17 protein-coding genes are annotated in these 19421 nt (G+C 58.2%); 6 read left to right on the forward strand and 11 right to left on the reverse strand.

From position 1 onward, the window contains the following. Nucleotide 1 precedes the first annotated feature (1 nt). Genes glgX through treZ form a run of 3 tightly spaced genes read right to left on the reverse strand, consistent with a single transcriptional unit; the run spans nucleotide 2 to nucleotide 6339 of the window. Nucleotides 2-2071: a glycogen debranching protein GlgX gene (gene glgX, locus VPX56_RS11745; RefSeq protein ID WP_407655042.1), complete on the reverse strand. Its 2070-nt coding sequence runs from the start codon at nucleotides 2069-2071 to the stop codon at nucleotides 2-4. Between the two features lie 15 nt (nucleotides 2072-2086). Continuing rightward, nucleotides 2087-4555 (reverse strand): malto-oligosyltrehalose synthase, encoded by a 2469-nt coding sequence (gene treY, locus VPX56_RS11750; RefSeq protein ID WP_326466411.1) that lies wholly within the window; start codon nucleotides 4553-4555, stop codon nucleotides 2087-2089. Continuing rightward, complete coding sequence (gene treZ / locus VPX56_RS11755; protein ID WP_326466413.1) at nucleotides 4552-6339, reverse strand: malto-oligosyltrehalose trehalohydrolase; 1788 nt, start codon at nucleotides 6337-6339, stop codon at nucleotides 4552-4554. Before treZ ends, treY begins: the two co-directional genes overlap by 4 nt. A gap of 132 nt (nucleotides 6340-6471) precedes the next feature. On the opposite strand from treZ, the gene VPX56_RS11760 reads away from it, so the two are divergent. The 3 genes from VPX56_RS11760 to VPX56_RS11770 all read left to right on the forward strand — a co-directional run bounded on the left by VPX56_RS11760 (nucleotide 6472) and on the right by VPX56_RS11770 (nucleotide 9065). Continuing rightward, nucleotides 6472-6999, forward strand: a complete 528-nt coding sequence (locus VPX56_RS11760; RefSeq protein ID WP_326466415.1) for a GNAT family N-acetyltransferase — start codon at nucleotides 6472-6474, stop codon at nucleotides 6997-6999. A 111-nt stretch (nucleotides 7000-7110) separates the two neighbouring features. Further along, nucleotides 7111-7995: an SDR family oxidoreductase gene (locus tag VPX56_RS11765; RefSeq protein WP_131632614.1), complete on the forward strand. Its 885-nt coding sequence runs from the start codon at nucleotides 7111-7113 to the stop codon at nucleotides 7993-7995. A 92-nt stretch (nucleotides 7996-8087) separates the two neighbouring features. Then, a complete protein-coding gene (locus tag VPX56_RS11770; RefSeq protein ID WP_326466419.1) occupies nucleotides 8088-9065 on the forward strand; it encodes an MBL fold metallo-hydrolase in 978 nt (325 codons plus the stop codon). A 14-nt stretch (nucleotides 9066-9079) separates the two neighbouring features. On the opposite strand, the gene VPX56_RS11775 is transcribed toward VPX56_RS11770, so the two are convergent. Continuing rightward, nucleotides 9080-9961, reverse strand: a complete 882-nt coding sequence (locus VPX56_RS11775; protein ID WP_326466421.1) for a LysR substrate-binding domain-containing protein — start codon at nucleotides 9959-9961, stop codon at nucleotides 9080-9082. Nucleotides 9962-10073: 112 nt separating this feature from the next. Between VPX56_RS11775 and VPX56_RS11780 the strand changes: the two genes are divergently transcribed. The 3 genes from VPX56_RS11780 (at nucleotide 10074) to VPX56_RS11790 (ending at nucleotide 13274) form a co-directional block, all read left to right on the forward strand. Further along, a complete protein-coding gene (locus VPX56_RS11780) occupies nucleotides 10074-11555 on the forward strand; it encodes a UbiD family decarboxylase (protein ID WP_326466423.1) in 1482 nt (493 codons plus the stop codon). Between the two features lie 131 nt (nucleotides 11556-11686). Continuing rightward, on the forward strand, nucleotides 11687-11974 hold the full coding sequence (locus tag VPX56_RS11785; protein ID WP_326466425.1) for a VF530 family protein: 288 nt from the start codon (nucleotides 11687-11689) through the stop codon (nucleotides 11972-11974). Between the two features lie 7 nt (nucleotides 11975-11981). After that, entirely contained in the window at nucleotides 11982-13274 is a 1293-nt protein-coding gene (locus tag VPX56_RS11790; protein WP_326466427.1) for a glycoside hydrolase family 10-like protein, read from the forward strand. A gap of 41 nt (nucleotides 13275-13315) precedes the next feature. Here VPX56_RS11790 and dsbG read toward each other — a convergent pair whose 3' ends face one another. The 7 genes from dsbG to VPX56_RS11825 form a co-directional block, all read right to left on the reverse strand. Then, nucleotides 13316-14074: a thiol:disulfide interchange protein DsbG gene (dsbG, locus tag VPX56_RS11795; protein WP_131632608.1), complete on the reverse strand. Its 759-nt coding sequence runs from the start codon at nucleotides 14072-14074 to the stop codon at nucleotides 13316-13318. 42 nt (nucleotides 14075-14116) lie between these two features. Continuing rightward, nucleotides 14117-14728 (reverse strand): DsbA family protein, encoded by a 612-nt coding sequence (locus VPX56_RS11800; RefSeq protein ID WP_326466431.1) that lies wholly within the window; start codon nucleotides 14726-14728, stop codon nucleotides 14117-14119. A 7-nt stretch (nucleotides 14729-14735) separates the two neighbouring features. Then, nucleotides 14736-16769, reverse strand: coding sequence for a protein-disulfide reductase DsbD family protein (locus VPX56_RS11805; protein WP_326466432.1), 2034 nt, complete (start codon nucleotides 16767-16769; stop codon nucleotides 14736-14738). A gap of 47 nt (nucleotides 16770-16816) precedes the next feature. Beyond that, nucleotides 16817-17194, reverse strand: a complete 378-nt coding sequence (locus tag VPX56_RS11810) for a hypothetical protein (RefSeq protein WP_263609656.1) — start codon at nucleotides 17192-17194, stop codon at nucleotides 16817-16819. A gap of 87 nt (nucleotides 17195-17281) precedes the next feature. Next, the gene (locus VPX56_RS11815) at nucleotides 17282-17851 is read right to left on the reverse strand and encodes an RNA polymerase sigma factor (RefSeq protein WP_263609655.1); all 570 of its coding nucleotides are present in this window, start codon (nucleotides 17849-17851) and stop codon (nucleotides 17282-17284) included. Continuing rightward, complete coding sequence (locus VPX56_RS11820; protein ID WP_263609654.1) at nucleotides 17848-18267, reverse strand: hypothetical protein; 420 nt, start codon at nucleotides 18265-18267, stop codon at nucleotides 17848-17850. Before VPX56_RS11820 ends, VPX56_RS11815 begins: the two co-directional genes overlap by 4 nt. Before the next feature lie 117 nt (nucleotides 18268-18384). After that, complete coding sequence (locus VPX56_RS11825; protein ID WP_263609653.1) at nucleotides 18385-19404, reverse strand: LacI family DNA-binding transcriptional regulator; 1020 nt, start codon at nucleotides 19402-19404, stop codon at nucleotides 18385-18387. Between the last annotated feature and the right edge of the window lie 17 nt (nucleotides 19405-19421).

Raw genomic sequence — 19421 nt, forward strand, 5'->3', positions numbered from 1 at the left:
GTTAGGGGCGTCTGAAAAGCGAGATACTGCGTCCGGCCAGCTCGTAATCCACGGCCTGGGTGATAACCGTTCCGCCTGCAGTATCTTCAGCCGTAGACAGTTCAAGCACCCAGCCGCCTTCGCCAAACTGCGGGATCTGGAACGGAACCGGGCCTTCAAACGGATTGAACAACATCAGCATATCGTGCCAGACGCCTTCCTCCTGAACGAGGTCGGGCCGGCTGATGGATACGCCCAGCGTCGAGCCTTCGTCCCACTGCTCTGACTGCTGCGGCCCGCCGCCCGCATTAAACCAGCGGATCTCCAGCCCGTCGCGCCAGCTCTCACGGCGTAGTAACGGCTGTGCTGCGCGCAGGGCAATGAGACGGCGGGTGAAGTCGCGCAGCGCGACATCGTTTTCGGATAGCCCTTTCCAGTCGATCCACGAGATCTCGCTGTCCTGACAGTAACCGTTGTTATTGCCCTTCTGCGTGCGGCCAAACTCGTCGCCCGCCAGCAGCATCGGCGTGCCGTGAGAAAACAGCAGCGTAGCCAGGAAATTGCGCTTCTGCCGCTCGCGCGTCGCAAGGATATCCGGATTGTCCGTCGGGCCTTCTTCACCGTAGTTGTACGACCGGTTATCGTTATGCCCGTCGTTATTGTCCTCCCCGTTGTCGGCGTTATGCTTCTCGTTGTACGACACCAGGTCATTTAGCGTGAAGCCATCGTGGGCGGTAATAAAGTTGACGCTGGCCCAGGGGCGACGTCCGCGCAGATCGTACAAATCACCGGAGCCGAGCAGGCGTGCGGCAAAGTCGTTAGAGACATTATCGCCCTTCCAGTATTCGCGCACGGTGTCGCGGTATTTATCGTTCCACTCGCCCCAGCCCGGCGGGAAGCCGCCCACCTGATAGCCGCCGGGGCCGATATCCCAGGGCTCGCCGATAAGCTTCAGCTTCGATAACACCGGGTCCTGCGTCACGGCATCGAAAAAGCCGCCGCGCGGATCGAAGCCTTCGGGTTCGCGTCCCAATATCGTTCCCAGATCAAAGCGGAAGCCGTCAATGTGCATGGATTCGGCCCAGTAGCGCAGGGAGTCCATCACCATCTGCAGCACGCGCGGGTGCGAGGTGTTGACCGTATTTCCCGTCCCGGTGTCGTTAATGTAGTACCGATGCTGGTCCGGCAGCGTGCGGTAGTAGCTGTAGTTATCAATGCCCTTGAACGAGAGCGTAGGGCCCAGCTCGTTACCTTCCGCCGTGTGGTTATAGACCACGTCGAGGATCACCTCGATGCCCGCGTCATGATACGCGCGCACCATATCGCGGAATCCCTGGATGCCCGCCGGGCCGTAATAGCGCGACGCTGGGGCAAAGAAGCCGAGCGTGTTATATCCCCAGAAGTTTTTCAGACCGCGATCGAGCAGATGCTGGTCATCCGGGAACCAGTGCACGGGAAGCAGCTCAACCGAGGTAACGCCGAGGCTTTTGAGGTAATCGACCGAGGCTTTATGCCCCATGCCTTCGAACGTACCGCGCAGCCCGGAGGGGATCGCCGGATTCATCTGGGTAAACCCTTTAACGTGACTTTCATACACGACGGTATTCGGCCAGGGCACGCTGGGCCGGTTGCTATCCTGCCAGTCGAACGCATTGGGATCGATAACCCTGCATTTCGGCGTAAAAGCCGCGCTGTCGCGCGCGTCAAAGCTCAAATCGAGTTCGTCGTGCCCCAGCTCGTAGCCAAAATGGGCTTCGTTCCAGTTCAGGTCGCCTGCCAGTTCACGCGCGTAGGGATCGATAAGCAGCTTATGCGGATTAAAGCGGTGTCCGTTTTCCGGATCGTATGGGCCGTAGACGCGGTATCCATATAGGGCGCCGGGCTTCAGATCGGGCACGTAGCCGTGCCAGACTTCATGGGTATATTCCGGCAGCTCAAGGCGGGCGATTTCCGTGCTCCCGGACGGATCGAACAGGCACAGCTCCACCCGCTCCGCGTGCGCGGAAAACAGCGCAAAGTTGACCCCTTTCCCGTCGTAATTCGCCCCTAACTGCTGGCCGTGACCGGCCCGAATTTCAAACCTGTTATCCATTGTTATTCTCCACGATTATTCGCAGGTAAGCAGAACCAGCACACATCCCTTTTCTGAGGTTAAATCCAGCGTCTCCTGCAGAATTCGGCTTTCACCGCTAAACACGTCCCGATAGCGTTTCCCAACCAGCTCCTGCGGAACTGTGACGAGGGTATTGGCCCACAGCTTTTCATTGGCCGAGACGTCAAAGACCAGTCGCGGAACGGCAACGATAAGCGCCTCGTCGCCCTGCACGCGGGCGTAGACAATCAGGTTTTCCTCGCGCTCGCCGGAAACCTTCAGCGGCAGCCAGTCGCCATAGCGGAAAAGTTCGGGGTAATGCGGCCGGAGCCGTAGCAGCGTAGCGGTGACATACTGCTTTACGCTGCCGTCGCGCCAGCGCTGTTCATCGCTAAACACGCCGGGATCGGCGTTGCTGAGGTTTTCGACCAGCGCAGGAAAGTCCGGCTCCAGACGGTTATCCGGGTCGACCAGGCTGAAATTCAGCGCTTCGCTGCCCTGGTAGATGTCCGGCACGCCGGGCGCGGTGAGCTTGATTACCGTCTGGCTCAGGCTGTTCATCAGCCCGGCGCGAATAAAGGGCTGTAAAGACTCACTAAAATCATGCAGGAACAGCGTGTTGTCCGGTGAAAGCAGGTGCCGGACATAGTCCATCACCACGCTCTCGTAGCCCTCGTTGCTGTCGATCCAGTCGGTACGCTGCTTGGCCTCGCGCAGCGCTTTTTCGATAAAGCCGAGGAAACGCGCTTCAAGCAACGTGAGCCCTTCCCAGTCGTCCGGGGAGAGGGTTGCAGGCCAGACCCCGGCCAGCGCCTGATAGATCATCCACGTATCGGCGGCGTTCGGTGCGGTACCGTCATTGAGAAAACGCACCTGCGTCTGGTTCATCTGCCGCCAGCGCGCCAGGTTTGCCCCCCACCGTTCGGGGGCCTCGGTGAGCGTATACAGACGCGCCCTGGCATCCTCGCCGCGCTTGGTGTCGTGCGTCGACGTGCCGAGCAGCGCGTCAGGCTGTCGCGCGAGCCGGATGCGCATCTCCTGATGAAACCGCGATAGCGAAAACGCGCGCGGCGTGGGGTCGGCACCCACTTCGTTAAGGGCAAGCTCAAGGTTGTGGCGGAAGAACAGCGTGTCCTCCACGGATTTTGCCATTAACGGGCCGGTTAGCTGCTGGAAGCGGGTTCTGAACAGGGCTGCCGTATCGCGATCGCTTACGGGCAGGTCGCCGGTGAGGATACGCACGATCAGGCTCAGCGCGGCTTCAGAGGCGTTCACGCTGGCAATCACCCGATTCAGCAGCGCAACGTCAGGCGGCGTTAGTCCCTCCGCCGTGCCGTAGGTGCGATAAACCGGAAACGCGATGAGCAGCTCGCGCAGCGCGTGGCGTACGTCGTCGCGCTGCAGCTCAACGCCGTTGCGTTCGGCCAGCGCGGTCGCGAGGGTAAGCAGCGTGGTGAACTCCCCCTCAAAATTGCGATCGGTCATCAATCCTTTGGCATCGCGCAGTTCAGCGTGCCTGTCTACTGCTACACCCAACGTCTCGTTATGGATCGCCTCAAGCCGCTCAAGGCTGCTATCGTCCACCAGCACTTCCGCAAGCGAGGCGATAAATTCATACCCGGTGGTGCCCGATACCGGCCATTCCGCCGGAAGCTGTTCTCCCTTCGCGAGAATTTTTTCCACCGTGATATAGCACTCCGGACCCGTCTCCTGGCGCAGGCGCTGAAGATAGCCCAGCGGATCCGCCAGGCCGTCGATATGGTCAATGCGCAGTCCGTCGACGCCGCCGCCGTGAACCAGCTCAAGGATCAGGCGGTGCGTATCGTCAAATACCGCCTCGTCCTCCACCCTGACGCCGACCAGGCCGGTGATCTCAAAGAAGCGACGCCAGGATAGATTTTTAGGCGCTTCCCGCCAGGACATCAGCCGCCAGCTTTGCGCCTCGTGGATATCGGCAATGCGCTTATCCTCCGAAAAGGTGCCGGGATTGAGCGGATAGTCATTATCATAATAGGCCAGAGAGACCTCACCGGTGACACTGTCACGCTTTAGCGTAATAGCCCCTTTCTCCAGCTCCGCCTCAAAGGTGTCGCCGAGGAAAGGCAGCGTAAGCGGACGCGACCAGTCGATATCAAAATAGCGCGCATAGCGGCTCTGCTGGCCATGCTGAATAACGTCTCGCCACCAGCGGTTTTCCAGCGAGGTCGACATATGGTTTGGCACAATGTCTAGTATCAGCCCCATGCCTGCCCGTTTAAGGGCGGCGGCCATGCGATCGAAGCCTTCCCGTCCGCCAATCTCAGGGTCTATCTCGTTAGGGTTGGTCACGTCATAGCCGTGCGTAGAACCTGATGCTGCCGTGAAGACGGGCGAAGCGTAAAGGTGGCTAATGCCCAAATCCTTCAGGTACGGGATAAGCCCAACCACCCGGTCAAAGGTCATGCCGTTGCGAAACTGAATGCGGTACGTAGCGGAAGGGATCATATCGATGCTTCTCCATCAGCAAAATGCACGACGATACTGTTCGGAGGCAAATGCCCGCTCGGCTCCGGCCAGGCAAAAAGCGGTTTACCGGCCAAAGCGGGCTTATCTACCGCCTCCTTGCCGATGTTCAGCGCCAGCGACAGCGTCCCGCCGGGGAAGCGCCAGCGCACGGCCACCATGCCGGAAGACGTCTGGAGAACCTGCCCCTCAGCGCGTGCCCCCTGGCGAAGCAAGGGCACGATATGGCGGTGTCGCAGCGTAAGCAGGTTTCGCGTTAGCCGAAGCCAGGTTTTTCCATCATCGGTTGCGATCTTATTCCAGTCGATCCGCGAGCGAACAAAGGTATGCACGTCATTCGGGTCCGGCACGGACTCATCGTGTCCGGCGTGTCCCGTGAACTCTTTTGCGCGCCCTTCGCGCACGGCCTTAGCCAGATCGCCGTGAAAATCGGTAAAGAACAGGAAGGGATGAGTTTCGCCATACTCTTCCCCCATGAACAGCAGCGGGATATGCGGGGAAAGCAGCAGCGCGGCGAGCAGCACGCGCGTTTTATCCGGCCCGGCCAGGGTGATAAGCCGCTCGCCCTGCGCGCGATTGCCTGTCTGATCGTGGTTCTGGATAAAATCGACAAAAAACTGGGGCGGCTGGGCAAGACACGCTACGCCGCGCGGCTCCCCGGTCTGGGGCGAAACCTCGCCCTGATAGACAAACCCCTCGGTGAGCGCCCGGGCAAATTTCTTTTCCGGCTCAAGCGCAAAATCCTGGTAATAGGCGTGCGATTCACCCGTCGCAAACGCGTGGGCCGCGTTGTGAAAGTCATCGTTCCACTCGGCGGTGAACAGCGGCGCATCGCCCCGCTCGTCGCGCGGGTGCAGGAAAATCACGTTGCGACTGTCTTCCGTGGTGAGGTGAATATGGCGATCCGGAAGGGTTTCGCGGATCCGCTCGGCGATCTCAACCAGAATATGCTTTGGCGAGGGATCTTTTATCTGGTCGATGGCATCAAACCGCAGGCCATCAAGATGGTATTCCGTCAGCCAGTACAGGGGAACGTCGGTGATATAGGATCTGACCGCAGGTTTCTCGTAGGCGATGCCGCTGCCCCAGGGCGTCGTGCGCTCCTCGTCGAAAAACGCGGGCGACAGCAAGGGTAAATAATTCCCCTCCGGCCCGAAGTGGTTAAGCACAATATCCAGCACCACGGCAATTCCCAGCCCGTGCGCGGCATCGATAAAGGCGTGGAAATCCTCCGGCGTACCGTAGGCCGAATGCGGGGCGTACAGCAGCACGCCGTCATATCCCCAGCCGCGCGCGCCGCCAAACTGGGAGACGGGCATTACTTCAAGCTGGGTAATACCGAGCTCGGCCAGATAGGGCAGCTTCGCAATGGCCGCGCTGAAGGTTCCCTCAGGCGTGAAGGTGCCGATGTGCAGTTCGTAAACGACGGTCTCTTCCCACGCCCGCCCTTTCCAGCCACGGTTAGCGTGCAGGTATCGGCCAGGATCGATCGCCAGGGAAGGACCGTTGACGTCGCCTTTTTGCGCGCGGGAAGCGGGATCGGGAATGGCCATTCCGTCCTGCAATACGTACTGATATTCCACGCCGTGCGCAAGACCGGGCACGTCTACCTGAAACCAGCCGTTGCCGGTCGCCATCATCGGAATATCGTTATCCGACAGACGCAGCGTGAGATCTTTTTGCCCTTCCGCCCAGACGCGAAAACGCACAACGTCACTGGAAATAAACTCAGCGCCCCACTGCTTTTTAAACGTTCTGAATTCCATTCATCGTCCTCAACTGACCCACATTTTACGCAGCATGAAGTACAAGCTTAGACCAGGAACTAAAGTGCGTTACGCCACCATTATTTGCCGCTTCGTCTATTCTTTATTTATTACGCTGACATAAGGAATACCATGCAGATTCGAAAAGGATTAAGTACGGACCTCCCCCGCATTGAATGTTGTGATTTTTCTTTTACGGTGAATCAAATTGCCAGAGAGCCTTTTATCCATTGTGACCTGCATATCGAGGCGCTTAATGAGCCTTATCTAAAAACGTATGAGCTCGATCTCCAGACGCTGGAAAATCATTGCGTCAACCCGGATGCGATATTTCTTGTCGCCGAAACGGATGAGGGCGATATCGTAGGGTTTATTACCGCATCCCTGGGCTGGAATAAATTTATTTCCGTTGATTACATCGCCGTAGAGCGCGGCAAACGCAGAACGGGAGCGGCGCATAAGCTCATGGCTGCAGCGCACGTCTGGGCGCGCAGCGTGAATGCCCCCGGGCTCAGGCTTGAAACGCAAAACGTGAACGTTTCGGCGTGCCTGTTCTACCGTCATTATGGCTTTACCCTGGGGGGATACGATCGTTATCTCTACAATGCATTACCGGAAAAAGATGAGGTCGCGCTGTTCTGGTATTACATGCTGACGTGACGCAGATATTTATGCCTGAACAAGAAACAGAGATTTATCTGAATTTGTGAATTTTGCAAACCAGCGCTTAATTTGCGGCTAATCTTGAAATTCACTATTAAGGAGGCCGGTATGTCTACAGGAAATAACCACACGCTGCATTACCCTCGTCCGCCTTTTGCGGAACAACCGCAGCTGGCACCCGGGCTGGCATCGGAAATGAAACCGTTACCGGATCATGGTGAAACAAGTTATATCGGTTCAGGAAAGCTGGCCGGCAAAAAAGCGCTGATCACCGGCGGAGATTCCGGGATTGGCCGCGCGGTTGCCATCGCCTATGCGCGAGAAGGTGCCGACGTCGCGATTGGCTACCTGCCGGAGGAAGAGTCTGACGCGGCAGCCGTAATTGCGCTGATCCAGGCCGAAGGCCGCAAGGCCGTTGCCATTCCCGGCGACATTCGCGTTGAGTCGTTTTGTGACACGCTGGTAGAAAAAGCCGTTGCGGAGCTTGGAGGGCTGGATATTCTGGTCAATAACGCGGGTCGCCAGCAGTATTGCGAATCCATCGACAATCTTACCACCGCCGATTTTGACGCCACGTTCAAGACCAACGTATACGCGCCCTTCTGGATCACCAAGGCCGCGCTGCGCCATCTGAAGGAAGGCGCCGTTATCATCAATACCTCCTCCGTTCAGGCCTTCAAACCCAGCGAAATTCTGGTGGACTACGCGCAGACCAAAGCCTGCAACGTGGCGTTTACCAAATCGCTTGCCAAGCAGCTTGGGCCGCGCGGCATCCGGGTTAACGCGGTAGCGCCCGGTCCGTACTGGACGCCGCTGCAGTCGAGCGGCGGTCAGCCGCAGTCGAAGGTTCAGCAGTTTGGCGAAGACACGCCGCTGGGCAGACCGGGCCAGCCGGTTGAAATCGCCCCGCTGTACGTGCTGTTTGCTTCGGATACCTGTTCCTACGCCTCCGGCCAGGTGTGGTGCTCCGACGGCGGTACCGGCGTTCTCTAATGTCTCCTGTGACCTGTTCATTTTAGGGGCAGGTCACGCCTCCTGAAACACTCTGTTTGAACTATGATGGAGTAACGATCGAGGAGCCCATCATGTTCACCGTTAAAAAATTCGCGCTATCAACGCTGTTAACCGGTTCACTGCTTTTTTACCCTGTCATGCATGCGGCGGCCAATACGCCACAGCACGTTGTGAAGCAGCAGGCGGGCGGCTACAACGTTCAGGTAGGAAGCGTCATTGTGACGTCGTTTACCGACGGCAGCGTGGCGCAGGACCTTCACAAACTACTGCGCCGCACGAGCGAGCAAAACACCGACGCGCTGCTGGCGAAAAACGCCCAGACCAATCCCGTTGAAGCCTCTATTAACGTCTACTACTTCGCCTTACCCGGCCACAAAGTTCTGGTGGACACCGGGTCCGGCCAGCTCTTTGGCCCAGGCAACGGCGGGCGGCTGATGGAAAGCCTGGCGACGCAGGGCATCAAGCCGGAGGATATCACCGACATCCTGCTGACCCACGCCCACTCCGACCACGCTGGGGGCCTGGTGAAAGACGGACAGCGTGTCTTCACCAACGCACGGGTGTTCGTCGGCAAACCGGATATCGACTTTTTCTTTAACGAAGAAAACCAGAAAAAAACCGGCTACAGCCAGAATTTCTTCGACGTCGCGCGCAAAACCCTGAAGCCGTACCTTGATGCCGGTAAAGTTCAGTCGTTCTCCGGCACCGAGGCGCTGCTGCCTGGCATTACCGGCACGGTTCACCCCGGACACACGCCGGGTTCGGCGTTTTACACGCTGGAGAGCAAAGGTGAAAAGGTGACCTTTGTTGGCGATATTATCCACGTCGCGGCAGTGCAGTTCCCGCAGCCCAATATCACTATCGTCTACGATCAAGACCAGGACGGCGCGGCGCGCGTGCGCAATCATGCCTTTGCGGATTTTGTGGAAAACAGAGATTTGATTGCGGCACCGCACCTGCCGTTTCCGGGCATTGGCTACGTGATGAAGGGCGAACGTAGCGGCTACGCCTGGGTCCCGGTGACCTATACCAACCGCGATGCCAAATAAAAATACGCGGGGCGCTAGCCTTCAAGCGTATGCAGAAACCGCTTTAACACCTCCGAGCGAATGACGCGGTGGCACACCAGCGTCAGCTCGCTCTCCTTGAGGCGGTCGATGATATCCGCATAGACCACATTTTCTAAACTCACCGCCCGCGCCGAGGCGGGCAGCAAGGCGATACCAAACCCCGCGGCGACAAGGCTAATCACAGTAGGCACATCGGTGGCGTTTTGCACGACGTGAGGCTGGAACCCTGCGCCGCTGCAGACGTCATAAAAGTATTGCTCCAGACCCATGCCCTCGGGATCGCGCAGGGAAATCCACTTTTCGTCCTTCACGGATGCGAGCGTCAGCGCGGCGGAACCGGCGAGCGAATGTTGACGCGGCAGCGCCAGCACCGTTTTCTCGGTGGTAAAGGGGCGGCTTTGCAGATCGTCGGGAAGCAGCGGGAGCGGTGCGCGGATGATGGCGACATCCAGCTGGTTGCTCTGCACGGCGGCATACAGGTTTTGCACGTTCCCCGTCATCAGGGAAATGTTGATAGCTGGCCACTTAGCGTGCAGCTCGCGCAGGACCGCAGGCAGCCTGCTGTCGAACATCGCGCTCGATACGCATCCCAGATTTAATAACCCCTGCTCGCCTCTCGCCGTTTGTCGGGCGTCAAGGATCGCCTGCTCCGTCATGGCGATGGCGACTCTGGATTTATTCAGGAACGCTTCCCCGGCCGGCGTCAGCGTCAGGCGCCGGTTCGCCCGGCTGAATAACGTCACGCCCAGGCGTTCTTCCAGGGTTTTAATCTGCTGGCTCAGCGCGGGCTGCGCCATGTTCAGGCGCTCTGCCGCCCGGTGCATGTGGAGTTCCTCAGCGACAGCGATGAAATTGCGCATCAGTCGAAACTGCATAGCGGGCCTCCGAAAATGATATTAATTTTCATATCAAAATAGCATTAATGATGCAATTGATGGTATCCCTCGTTCGAATAACAATGGTGGCATTCATCCGAGGGAGAAAACTATGGAAAACCCAATCAACGATCTCAGAAGCGCCATCGACCTGCTGCAGCAACACGAAGGGCAGTATATTGAAACTCATCACCCGGTCGATCCCAACGCCGAGCTGGCGGGCGTCTATCGCCACATCGGCGCAGGCGGTACGGTAAAACGGCCTACCCGCACCGGGCCGGCCATGATGTTTAACAGCGTGAAGGGCTACCCTGGCTCACGCATCCTGGTGGGGATGCATGCCAGCCGGGAGCGCGCGGCGCTGCTGCTGGGCTGCGAACCCTCCGAACTGGCAAAGCACGTGGGCCAGGCGGTAAAAGCGCCGATCGCGCCGGTCGTCGTTCCGGGCACGCAGGCCCCCTGTCAGGAACAGGTATTTTACGCCGACGATCCTGATTTTGACCTGCGTAAGCTTCTGCCCGCCCCGACCAACACCCCGATAGATGCAGGCCCGTTTTTCTGCCTTGGCCTGGTGCTGGCGAGCGATCCGGAAGACGCTTCGCTGACCGACGTCACCATTCACCGCCTCTGCGTGCAGGAGCGCGACGAGCTTTCCATGTTCCTTGCCGCCGGTCGCCATATCGAAGTGTTCCGTAAGAAAGCCGAAGAGGCGGGAAAACCGCTGCCGGTGACCATCAATATGGGGCTGGACCCGGCTATTTATATCGGTGCCTGCTTTGAGGCACCTACCACGCCGTTTGGCTACAACGAGTTAGGCGTGGCGGGCGCATTACGCCAGAAACCGGTTGAGCTGGTACAAGGCGTGGCGGTGCAGGAAAAAGCCATTGCCCGTGCGGAAATCATCATTGAAGGCGAACTGCTGCCGGGCGTGCGCGTCCGGGAAGATCAGCACACCAATACCGGACACGCGATGCCGGAATTCCCCGGCTACTGCGGCGAAGCGAATCCCTCCCTGCCCGTTATCAAGGTCAAAGCCGTGACGATGCGCAATCACGCCATCCTGCAGACGCTGGTCGGGCCGGGCGAAGAGCACACCACTCTGGCCGGTTTACCCACGGAGGCCAGCATCCGCAACGCGGTTGAAGAAGCGATCCCCGGTTTTCTGCAAAACGTCTATGCCCATACCGCGGGCGGCGGTAAATTCCTCGGTATTTTGCAGGTGAAAAAACGTCAGCCTTCCGACGAAGGACGTCAGGGCCAGGCCGCGCTGATCGCCCTTGCCACCTATTCGGAGCTTAAAAATATCATCCTTGTCGACGAAGACGTGGATATCTTCGACAGCGACGACATTCTCTGGGCGATGACCACCCGAATGCAGGGGGATGTCAGCATCACCAATCTGCCGGGGATCCGCGGCCACCAGCTGGACCCGTCCCAGGCATCGGACTACAGCCATTCGATTCGCGGCAACGGCATCAGCTGTAAAACGATCTTCGACTGCACCGTGCCGTGGGCGCTGAAGTCCCGCTTTGAACGCGCGCCGTTTATGGACGTGGACCCAACGCCGTGGGCACCGGAACTGTTTAAAAAATAACGCGAACGGCGAAAACCCGATCCTTCACCCTTTTCTGTGGTGAAGGATCTCATGCTTGAATTGCCCCCTTTCCCGCTTTCTTGTACCCTCTCATCGTTCATCCCCACTAACAATGAGACAACCTGACGCCTATGAGTACTCCTGGTTCTAAAGATCCTTTACATGGCGTAACGCTCGAAATGCAGGTCAACGCCCTGGTGGCGCGATATGGCTGGAGCGAGTTGGGCGACCGAATCAAAATTAACTGCTTCAGAAAAGACCCAAGCGTGAAGTCGAGCCTGAAATTCCTGCGCCGCACGCCGTGGGCGCGCGCGGAGGTTGAGGCCCTGTACCTCGATTCCCTGAACGATGAGGAAACACGCGAACCGGAAGAACCCGCCTTTAACCCCTGGGCCAATAGTCGGATCACTAAGAGCTAATACGCAAATGACGCGACATGTAAAACGGATTGGTGCGCTGGTTGGCTGCGCACTTTTACTTGTTAGTTGTGCATCTAAACCACCGAAATCACTCGTCACCCCCCTTCCGCCGGTGGGTAAACCCTCTCAGCAGGCCGGCGAGCCGATGCGTGGGATTTGGCTGGCAACCGTCTCCCGACTCGACTGGCCTCCGGTTTCATCGGTAAACGGTAAAAGCGCGGAAATGCGCATCGCGCAGCAAAAGCAGGCGCTGAAGGATAAGCTGGATAAACTGCAGGGTCTCGGCATCAATACGGTTTTCTTCCAGGTAAAGCCCGACAGCACCGCGCTCTGGTCGTCGAAAATCCTGCCCTGGTCCGATATGCTGACGGGGAATATTGGCGAGTACCCGGGATACGATCCGCTGCAGTTTATGCTGGATGAAGCGCATAAGCGCGGGATGAAGGTCCATGCCTGGTTCAACCCTTATCGCGTATCCACGAATACCCGGCCTTCAACCATTGCGGCCCTTAACCGGACGTCGTCGCAGCATCCTTCCAGCGTGTACGTGCAGCATCCCGAGTGGGTTCGCGTCTCCGGCGATCGCTTTGTTCTCGATCCCGGCATCCCGGAAGTGCGCGACTGGATAACCAAAGTCGTTACCGAAGTGGTGGCGAACTACTCGATAGACGGCGTCCAGTTTGACGATTACTTTTACACCGAATCGCCAGGCTCTGCGCTCAATGACCTGCAGACGTACAGACGGTACGGCCAGGGCTTTGCCTCCAAAGCCGACTGGCGACGCCACAACACCCAACAGCTGATCGTGCAGGTGTCCAGAGCGATTAAACAGACGAAACCCGACGTTGAGTTTGGCGTCAGCCCGGCCGGCGTCTGGCGCAACCGTTCGTTCGATCCGGCGGGTTCCGACACCCGGGGGGCGGCGGCTTATGACGAATCCTATGCCGACACGCGCCAGTGGGTGCAGCAAGGGCTGCTGGACTACATCGCGCCGCAGATATACTGGCCGTTCGCCCGGGATGCCGCCCGCTATGACGTGCTGACAAAATGGTGGGCCGAGGTGGTGAAACCGACGCATACGCGCCTGTATATTGGCATTGCGTTTTATAAGGTGGGTGAGCCATCGAAAAATGAGCCGGACTGGACGGTCCAGGGCGGCGTGCCGGAGCTGAAGAAACAGCTCGATCTGAACGACTCCCTGCCGAACGTCAATGGCACCATTCTCTTCCGCGAGGACTATCTCAACCAGCCGCAAACGCAGGAAGCGGTGAGCTACCTCCGCAACCGCTGGGGAAGTTAAACGGTTAAAAGGCAGAAGCGCAATGCTCCTGCCTTTTGTTTTTACGGCTTCGGCCCAAACATCGCTTCAAGCTGCGCCGCGTTCGGCATACCGACCACCTGCTGAAGTTCGTTTTCATCGTTCAGGTAGTAAATCGCCGGCGTGGCGTTCGCCCCGAGGCTGTCCATTAACGCCTGGTGCTTCTGCAGTATTTCAACGGTTTCGCGCGTGGCCGCGCCTTCTGGTTTCGGCAGCTTTTTCCCGCCGGAAAGCTCATACTCTTTCCAGGCAGCGACCGGATCTTTAGCGTTCAGGATCGCGGACGCATTGCGCCCGCTGTTAGGGTTGAGAAACGCCACCAGCAGCGTGTTCAGCTGGACTTTACCCGCCTTCACCCACGGCTGCGCTTCAGCCCAGAACGCCTTGCAGTACGGGCAGAACGGATCGGCAAACACGAAAACTTTGCGCGGCGCGTTATCCGCCCCTTCTTTCAAAGGATGCGCCGCGTTAAGCGTCTTCCACATTTCGCGCCCCATCGGCGCGTAGAGCTCCTTCTGGAAATAGCCTTCGCTGAGGTTTTTGCCTTTATCATCATAGAGATAACCGGAAATCACATGCTTCCCGTCGGGCGTTAAAAAGAGCATCACGCCCATATCCTGATACTGCCCCAGCCAGGCGGGTGCGCCACCGGGCGCGGCGATCTTCTTCACGATCTTGATATCCTGCTGCTGTCCGAAATTTTTTATGACGTCCGGAATCGACTCGGCTGCCTGAGCAAGCCCTGACGCCATCAGCAGCGAAAGTAACGCTAATTTTTTCATTTCCCTCTCCGGTATTGTCGGGGGCATCAAGCCCCCTTCAGGTTAGCGGTTTTTCAGCGCGTCGCTGACCATTTCATCGAACTGTTCGTACGGCACCCAGCCAGGCAGCAGCCCCTCGCCTATTAGGGTTGCAGGCGTTCCCTGAATACCCATTTTTTCGGCAACGATCAGGCTGCGTTTGATGGTTATCAGGCTTTCATCATCAGGCGCCGTGACGTTCACCCCGGCCCGCCTCAGCGCCTCCTTAATGCTCGCGTCGTCGTGATAGCCCTTTTTCGCCATCAGGGTTTCGTTGAGCTTCATAAACTGTTCCGGATGCGAACGCCAGACGGTCAGGGCATCGCGCGCGGAGGTCAGCGAGCTTTCCGAGCGAAAGGGCAGAAACTTAAACACTACCGCCACGTCCGGGTATTTTTCGACGATCTTCTCTAAATAAGGATCGAATTTTTTGCAGTACGGGCAGTTATAGTCCGTAAACACCACCAGCGTGAGCGTAGGATTTTTGGCTCCGATCCGCGGTGAGTCAGGGTCGTTAAACAGGAAATCGTACACCATCTTTTGAGCGCGCTGCTCTTGTTCTGCCGTCAGCGGTTCCGCGGCCATGGCCTGTGCCGACACGAAAAGCAGCAGCAGCGTAATAACGATTTTTTTCATAGCAGGGTTAGCCTTTAGCGTTGTTCAGGGTCGTCATCAGCGTGTTTTTATCCAGCAACGGAGAGAGGATCTCTCCCTCCGGTAATCCGGGGCCATACACCTGATTGAACGGGATGGCATAGCGGTTTCGCTTCTCCAGGAAATCCGCGATGAGCGCGGAGGGCCGGCTCCAGTCGCCGCGAAGCGCCACCACGTCCTCCTGACGCAGGGCGGCAATCAGATCGGGCTGGTTCAGCACCCGATGCTCATTGACCTTACAGGTGACGCACCAGTCCGCCGAGATATCCACAAAAACGCGCTTCCCCTGCGCAAGCGCAGCCCGTATAGCCTCTTCGCTTAGCGGCTGCCACGGGATCGTCTGAGCATCATTTCGCTGAGCGGTAGCGGGCGATGGGATGATCGCCCCGCGCAGCTGATATCCCGCAAAAACAGACAATGCGATGACCACGCACCAGAAAAGTGGTGACGTTTTTTGCCCGGTAATCCCGTACGCCGCGATCGCTACCACCGTCAGGATCAGCATCATAACGTGGCTGACCGCCTCGCCAAGATGCAGGCCGAGCAGCGTCGTCAGCCAGAGGCTGGAGGCCAGCATCATCAGGCCGAGTATGACCTTCAGCGCGCTCATCCAGCGTCCTGGTTTTGGAAGCCACCCGGCGGTTTTAGGGATCAGGGCAACGAACAGCCAGGGTAAACTCATGCCCACGCCCAGCATCAGGAAGATGAGCCACAGCAAATGCAGCGGTGCAGCCAGCGCAAAGGCCACGGCGGTCCCGAGGAAAGGTGCCGAGCACGGCGTGGCGAGCAGCGTGGCAAATACGCCTTCGCAGAAGCTGCCGGTAATCCCCGTTCCGCCTGCCGTCGCCAGCTGCCCGGTTGCGGAAGAAGGGAGTAAAACCTCAAAAGCACCGAAGAGATTCAGGGCGAAGAGAAACGTCACGGCGACCATCAGGCCGATAAACCAGGGGTTCTGGAACTGAATTCCCCATCCCAGCGACGCGCCGGCTAGCTTGAGCGCGGTCACCATCGCCGCCAGCAGCGCAAAGGACGTCAGGATACCGGCGCTGGTCGCCAGAAAACGCAGGCGAATCTTTCGCTGGTCTGAACCTGCCTGAAGGACGCCGCTGAGCTTCATGCCCATCACCGGCAGCACGCAGGGCATCAGGTTCAGGATCAGCCCGCCCAGCAGCGCAAAGGCCAGCATTTTGCCCACCCCGGCAGACGGCCCTTGTTCACCCGATTCAGCAGGCTTCGCCCCCACGTTTATCACCGTTTGCTGGGCGTTATCGCCGTTGGTGAGCACAAACGACACGGCCTTCCCTTCCAGCGAGGCAGGCTTATCGCCCCACTCATCCGTCACCGGAACGGATACGTTCAGCTGGTTCCCGCTGTGCTTGATGACCGGTTCGCCCGGCAGAATATCGCCCTCCAGCGGATCAAAGTAGATCCCCGGCGTGACCCATTCGCCCTCCGTCGTCCCGGTAATCATCAGGTTGCCGTCCGAAAACCAGGCGGTGAGATTCGATGAGACGCCGGAATCATCGGGAATTGAACGCATCGCCTGTTCAAAGGCAGCACGAAACCCCTCTGGTGCAGGGATGCTTAAGTCGAGATGCAGCGTATAGTCCGTTAACAGACAGACGTTGCTGCAGGTCGAGAGCGTAAGCGTACCCTCAAGCGCGTCGGCCTGCGCTCCGGTGAGCACTATCGGAATAGCGACGCGGTTATGGTAGCCCTGGGTGGTCATACCTGAGATGTCGAAACGCGAAGGCACCGGCCAGTACCAGTCGTCTTTTACGCCGCTCGGCCAGCTGATTTTCGGCGCAACGCCGCCCTCGCCGGGTGAACGCCAGTAGGTCTTCCAGCCGGGCTGCAGCTCGACGCTCAGCAGGCCAATAATGCGGTTGTGATCCCTTTCCGCCTGAAAGCGAATACGGGCATGATCGTTTTGCGGAGAAACCAGCCAGCCTGTATCTGCCGCATGGGCTATGCCAATGCAGGACAGCAACAGGAAGACGAATCCCCTGAATACCTTAAACATGTTTTACTCCGTGAATAGTGAAAATTATCGTGTGGTGACGATGATTTTCATTCACGGAAAACGCAGTTTTTGAGGTGTATCCTGGGGGGCGGCGCCTGAACGGGTTGTTCCCTGAAAGGCCGGATTTGGGCTTCAGCGAGGAGCGGGATCAGGGCGAGGAAGATAATGATGGCCGCCAGCGCGCCGTCGAAGAACAGCGGCTGAGCGCAAAGCAGCGAGTGAGCGCCTAGCTGACAGGGAGAAGGCCCGGATGGCTCAACATCCCCTTTTTGAACGGGGGCGTCGACAATCAGGGTCGTTTGCGTCTCCTGCCCCAGTCCCTGTAAAAAATGGTTAAGATAGACCGCACGCTGAACGAGGCAGATCACCATCGCCAGGCACGTGATTATCAAAAGCAGTTTTCCAGGAAGCTGACGGTTGCGCATAACGTTCCAGAATTATCAGACGCCCCGATCATAAACGATAGTGATGAATCTACAAGTCCCGGCATTGTAAGGTTTTGTCTGACGTGCTTACTCGCCCGTTAGCGCGTCATACACGTCCCGCAGCCGCGTGCGCAGAGAAAGGACCGCTTTATGCTTGCGCGATAGCAACGCCTGCTCGCTGGCGCCCGTTTCCTCCGCCAGCCTTTTAATGCTGAACCCCTGAAGCTCGGTTTTCTCGAAAACCTCGCGCTGGGGCGGCGGAAGCTCGCTCAGGGCCTGCTCGAGTTCCTCCCATAGCAGCGCGTTGAGATACGCCTCCTCCGGCGTTTGCGGTACGCCGAACAGCGTTTCGGCTATCTCATCTTCCGCAAAACCCTCTTCATCATCCGCGGTGAAATAGCCGGAGAACGGAACTTCACGCTTTTTCCGCGCCCGGTCGGTCATTTCGTTGCGGGCAGCGCGGAACAGCCACGCGGCGACGTTCTCTACCGGCTGCTCCACTTTCATCAGCTGGTAGGTCACTTCCTGCAGGATATCTTCCGCATCATCGCGGATTGCCGTTCGTCCGCGTATAAAGGCGCTAAGCCGGGAGCGGCAGGCGCTGATGGCCGACATGAGCAGGGAGCCACCCGCGTCTCCGGCCTTCACCTCGTTCACTCCGCTTCCGGCGCTTTTGCGGTAGTGTCGTCACGTTTATCTTCCCGATGCCCGTGCCTGCCGCAGTGACCATGCCCGTGACGACCAAACCCTTCGCGCCGCTGCTGCATAAAGGCTTCCCGCTGCTCTGGCGTCATCTTCGTCCAGCGCTCATGCATGCGTCGGTGCGCGCCGAACATGCCCGGACGAAATCCGAGGCCGCCGAACAAAATTCGGCTCAGGACCAGAATTCCCAGCGCCTGCCAGAATCCGATGGCCTTCACGCCCAGAATGGCCGGGAGTAAGGCGTTCCACAGGGACATTACCAGCAGGCCCAGCGCGACGAAAATCACCGCGCCAATCACCAGCCCCTTGCCCATACGATGGCGACCAAACCCGCGTCCGCGTTCTCTTCCGTGCAGAGTGAAATCTCTCATCTTTACCTCGTTTGCTTTCAATGATTATGGCGTGTGATGAGGTAGACGAATGAGAGGGAAAAATATTGCTGAATATGTGCAGTTTTTTTTTGCCGGGTGGCGCTGCGCTTATCCGGCCTACATCCCTGTAGGCTTATACCGCCGCTGCAGGGTCGCATCCAGCTTTCGCTGCAACGGTTCCGGGGATTCACCTTCAATCAGCTTGCCGATCAGATCAAAGCAGTGCCATGCCAGCTGGCGATTATCCTGACGGACGGTATCGACAGGGAGCGTGAGCGAGTCGTAGAGGTAGTGATCGTCAAAACTGGCAAGACGGATATCGCTTTGCAGCAGGTTATGCTGGCCCATATAGCGCAGCACGCCCTCCAGCAGGCCGCAGGCGGCGGTGAAAAGCGCTTTTGGCGGGCGGCCTAAGCGCGCGCAAAGCTCGGCAAACATCTCATATCCTGAGCTTGGGTGGTAATTGCCGTGAATGATCCACTCCGGGCGCAGCTCAACGTTGGCCTCACGCAGGCCTTGCTTAAACCCCTCAAGACGATCGCGCGTCGGTGAAAGGCGCGGCTGGCCGCCGATAAAATAGAACTCATCAGGATGCTGGCGGGCAATGTCAGCCACCAGTGCCGCCGTGGGGGTAATGGAGTCGGTTATGACCAGCGGCAGAGAGCTGTCGTTCATGTGGCGGTCAAACAGAACAACGGGCAACTGTTCGCTCAGCTTTTGATAGTCAGCGTCGCTGAGCATGCTGGAGGCGACAATAAGGCCGTCGACCTGGCGCGCAACCATGTTATTGACCACCACGGTTTCCTGCCCCGGGTTTTCATCGCTGCAGGAGATCAGCAGCTGGACGCCCGCCTCGCGGCAGAGCGTCTCCAGCTCGTGAGAAAAGACGGCGAAACCGTAGTTGGTGATCTCCGGCACCACCAGGCCAACGGTGTGGCTACGGTTATCCCGCAGCGAGCGGGCGTGTATGCTGGGCTGATAGTGATGCTCTTTCGCAATCGCCAGCACGCGCTCGCGCGTTTCTTCCGCCACCCGAAGCTCTTTGCTGCGTCCGTTCAGTACCAGGCTGGCGGTGGCTTTTGATACCCCCGCCAGCTCCGCGATGTCTTTTATTGTGACGCGTTTTGTTTTTCTCACAACGACTTAGATCCGGC

It is taken from the genome of Enterobacter wuhouensis, assembly GCF_035835995.1.
GTDB lineage: Bacteria > Pseudomonadota > Gammaproteobacteria > Enterobacterales > Enterobacteriaceae > Enterobacter > Enterobacter wuhouensis.

What these genes read in the sequence shown, in the direction of transcription:
- glgX (WP_407655042.1), bottom strand. Translation starts at nt 2,071, where the DNA reads ATGGATAACAGGTTTGAAATTCGGGCCGGTCACGGCCAGCAGTTAGGG.
- treY (WP_326466411.1), bottom strand. Translation starts at nt 4,555, where the DNA reads ATGATCCCTTCCGCTACGTACCGCATTCAGTTTCGCAACGGCATGACC.
- treZ (WP_326466413.1), bottom strand. Translation starts at nt 6,339, where the DNA reads ATGGAATTCAGAACGTTTAAAAAGCAGTGGGGCGCTGAGTTTATTTCC.
- VPX56_RS11760 (WP_326466415.1), top strand. Translation starts at nt 6,472, where the DNA reads ATGCAGATTCGAAAAGGATTAAGTACGGACCTCCCCCGCATTGAATGT.
- VPX56_RS11765 (WP_131632614.1), top strand. Translation starts at nt 7,111, where the DNA reads ATGTCTACAGGAAATAACCACACGCTGCATTACCCTCGTCCGCCTTTT.
- VPX56_RS11770 (WP_326466419.1), top strand. Translation starts at nt 8,088, where the DNA reads ATGTTCACCGTTAAAAAATTCGCGCTATCAACGCTGTTAACCGGTTCA.
- VPX56_RS11775 (WP_326466421.1), bottom strand. Translation starts at nt 9,961, where the DNA reads ATGCAGTTTCGACTGATGCGCAATTTCATCGCTGTCGCTGAGGAACTC.
- VPX56_RS11780 (WP_326466423.1), top strand. Translation starts at nt 10,074, where the DNA reads ATGGAAAACCCAATCAACGATCTCAGAAGCGCCATCGACCTGCTGCAG.
- VPX56_RS11785 (WP_326466425.1), top strand. Translation starts at nt 11,687, where the DNA reads ATGAGTACTCCTGGTTCTAAAGATCCTTTACATGGCGTAACGCTCGAA.
- VPX56_RS11790 (WP_326466427.1), top strand. Translation starts at nt 11,982, where the DNA reads ATGACGCGACATGTAAAACGGATTGGTGCGCTGGTTGGCTGCGCACTT.
- dsbG (WP_131632608.1), bottom strand. Translation starts at nt 14,074, where the DNA reads ATGAAAAAATTAGCGTTACTTTCGCTGCTGATGGCGTCAGGGCTTGCT.
- VPX56_RS11800 (WP_326466431.1), bottom strand. Translation starts at nt 14,728, where the DNA reads ATGAAAAAAATCGTTATTACGCTGCTGCTGCTTTTCGTGTCGGCACAG.
- VPX56_RS11805 (WP_326466432.1), bottom strand. Translation starts at nt 16,769, where the DNA reads ATGTTTAAGGTATTCAGGGGATTCGTCTTCCTGTTGCTGTCCTGCATT.
- VPX56_RS11810 (WP_263609656.1), bottom strand. Translation starts at nt 17,194, where the DNA reads ATGCGCAACCGTCAGCTTCCTGGAAAACTGCTTTTGATAATCACGTGC.
- VPX56_RS11820 (WP_263609654.1), bottom strand. Translation starts at nt 18,267, where the DNA reads ATGAGAGATTTCACTCTGCACGGAAGAGAACGCGGACGCGGGTTTGGT.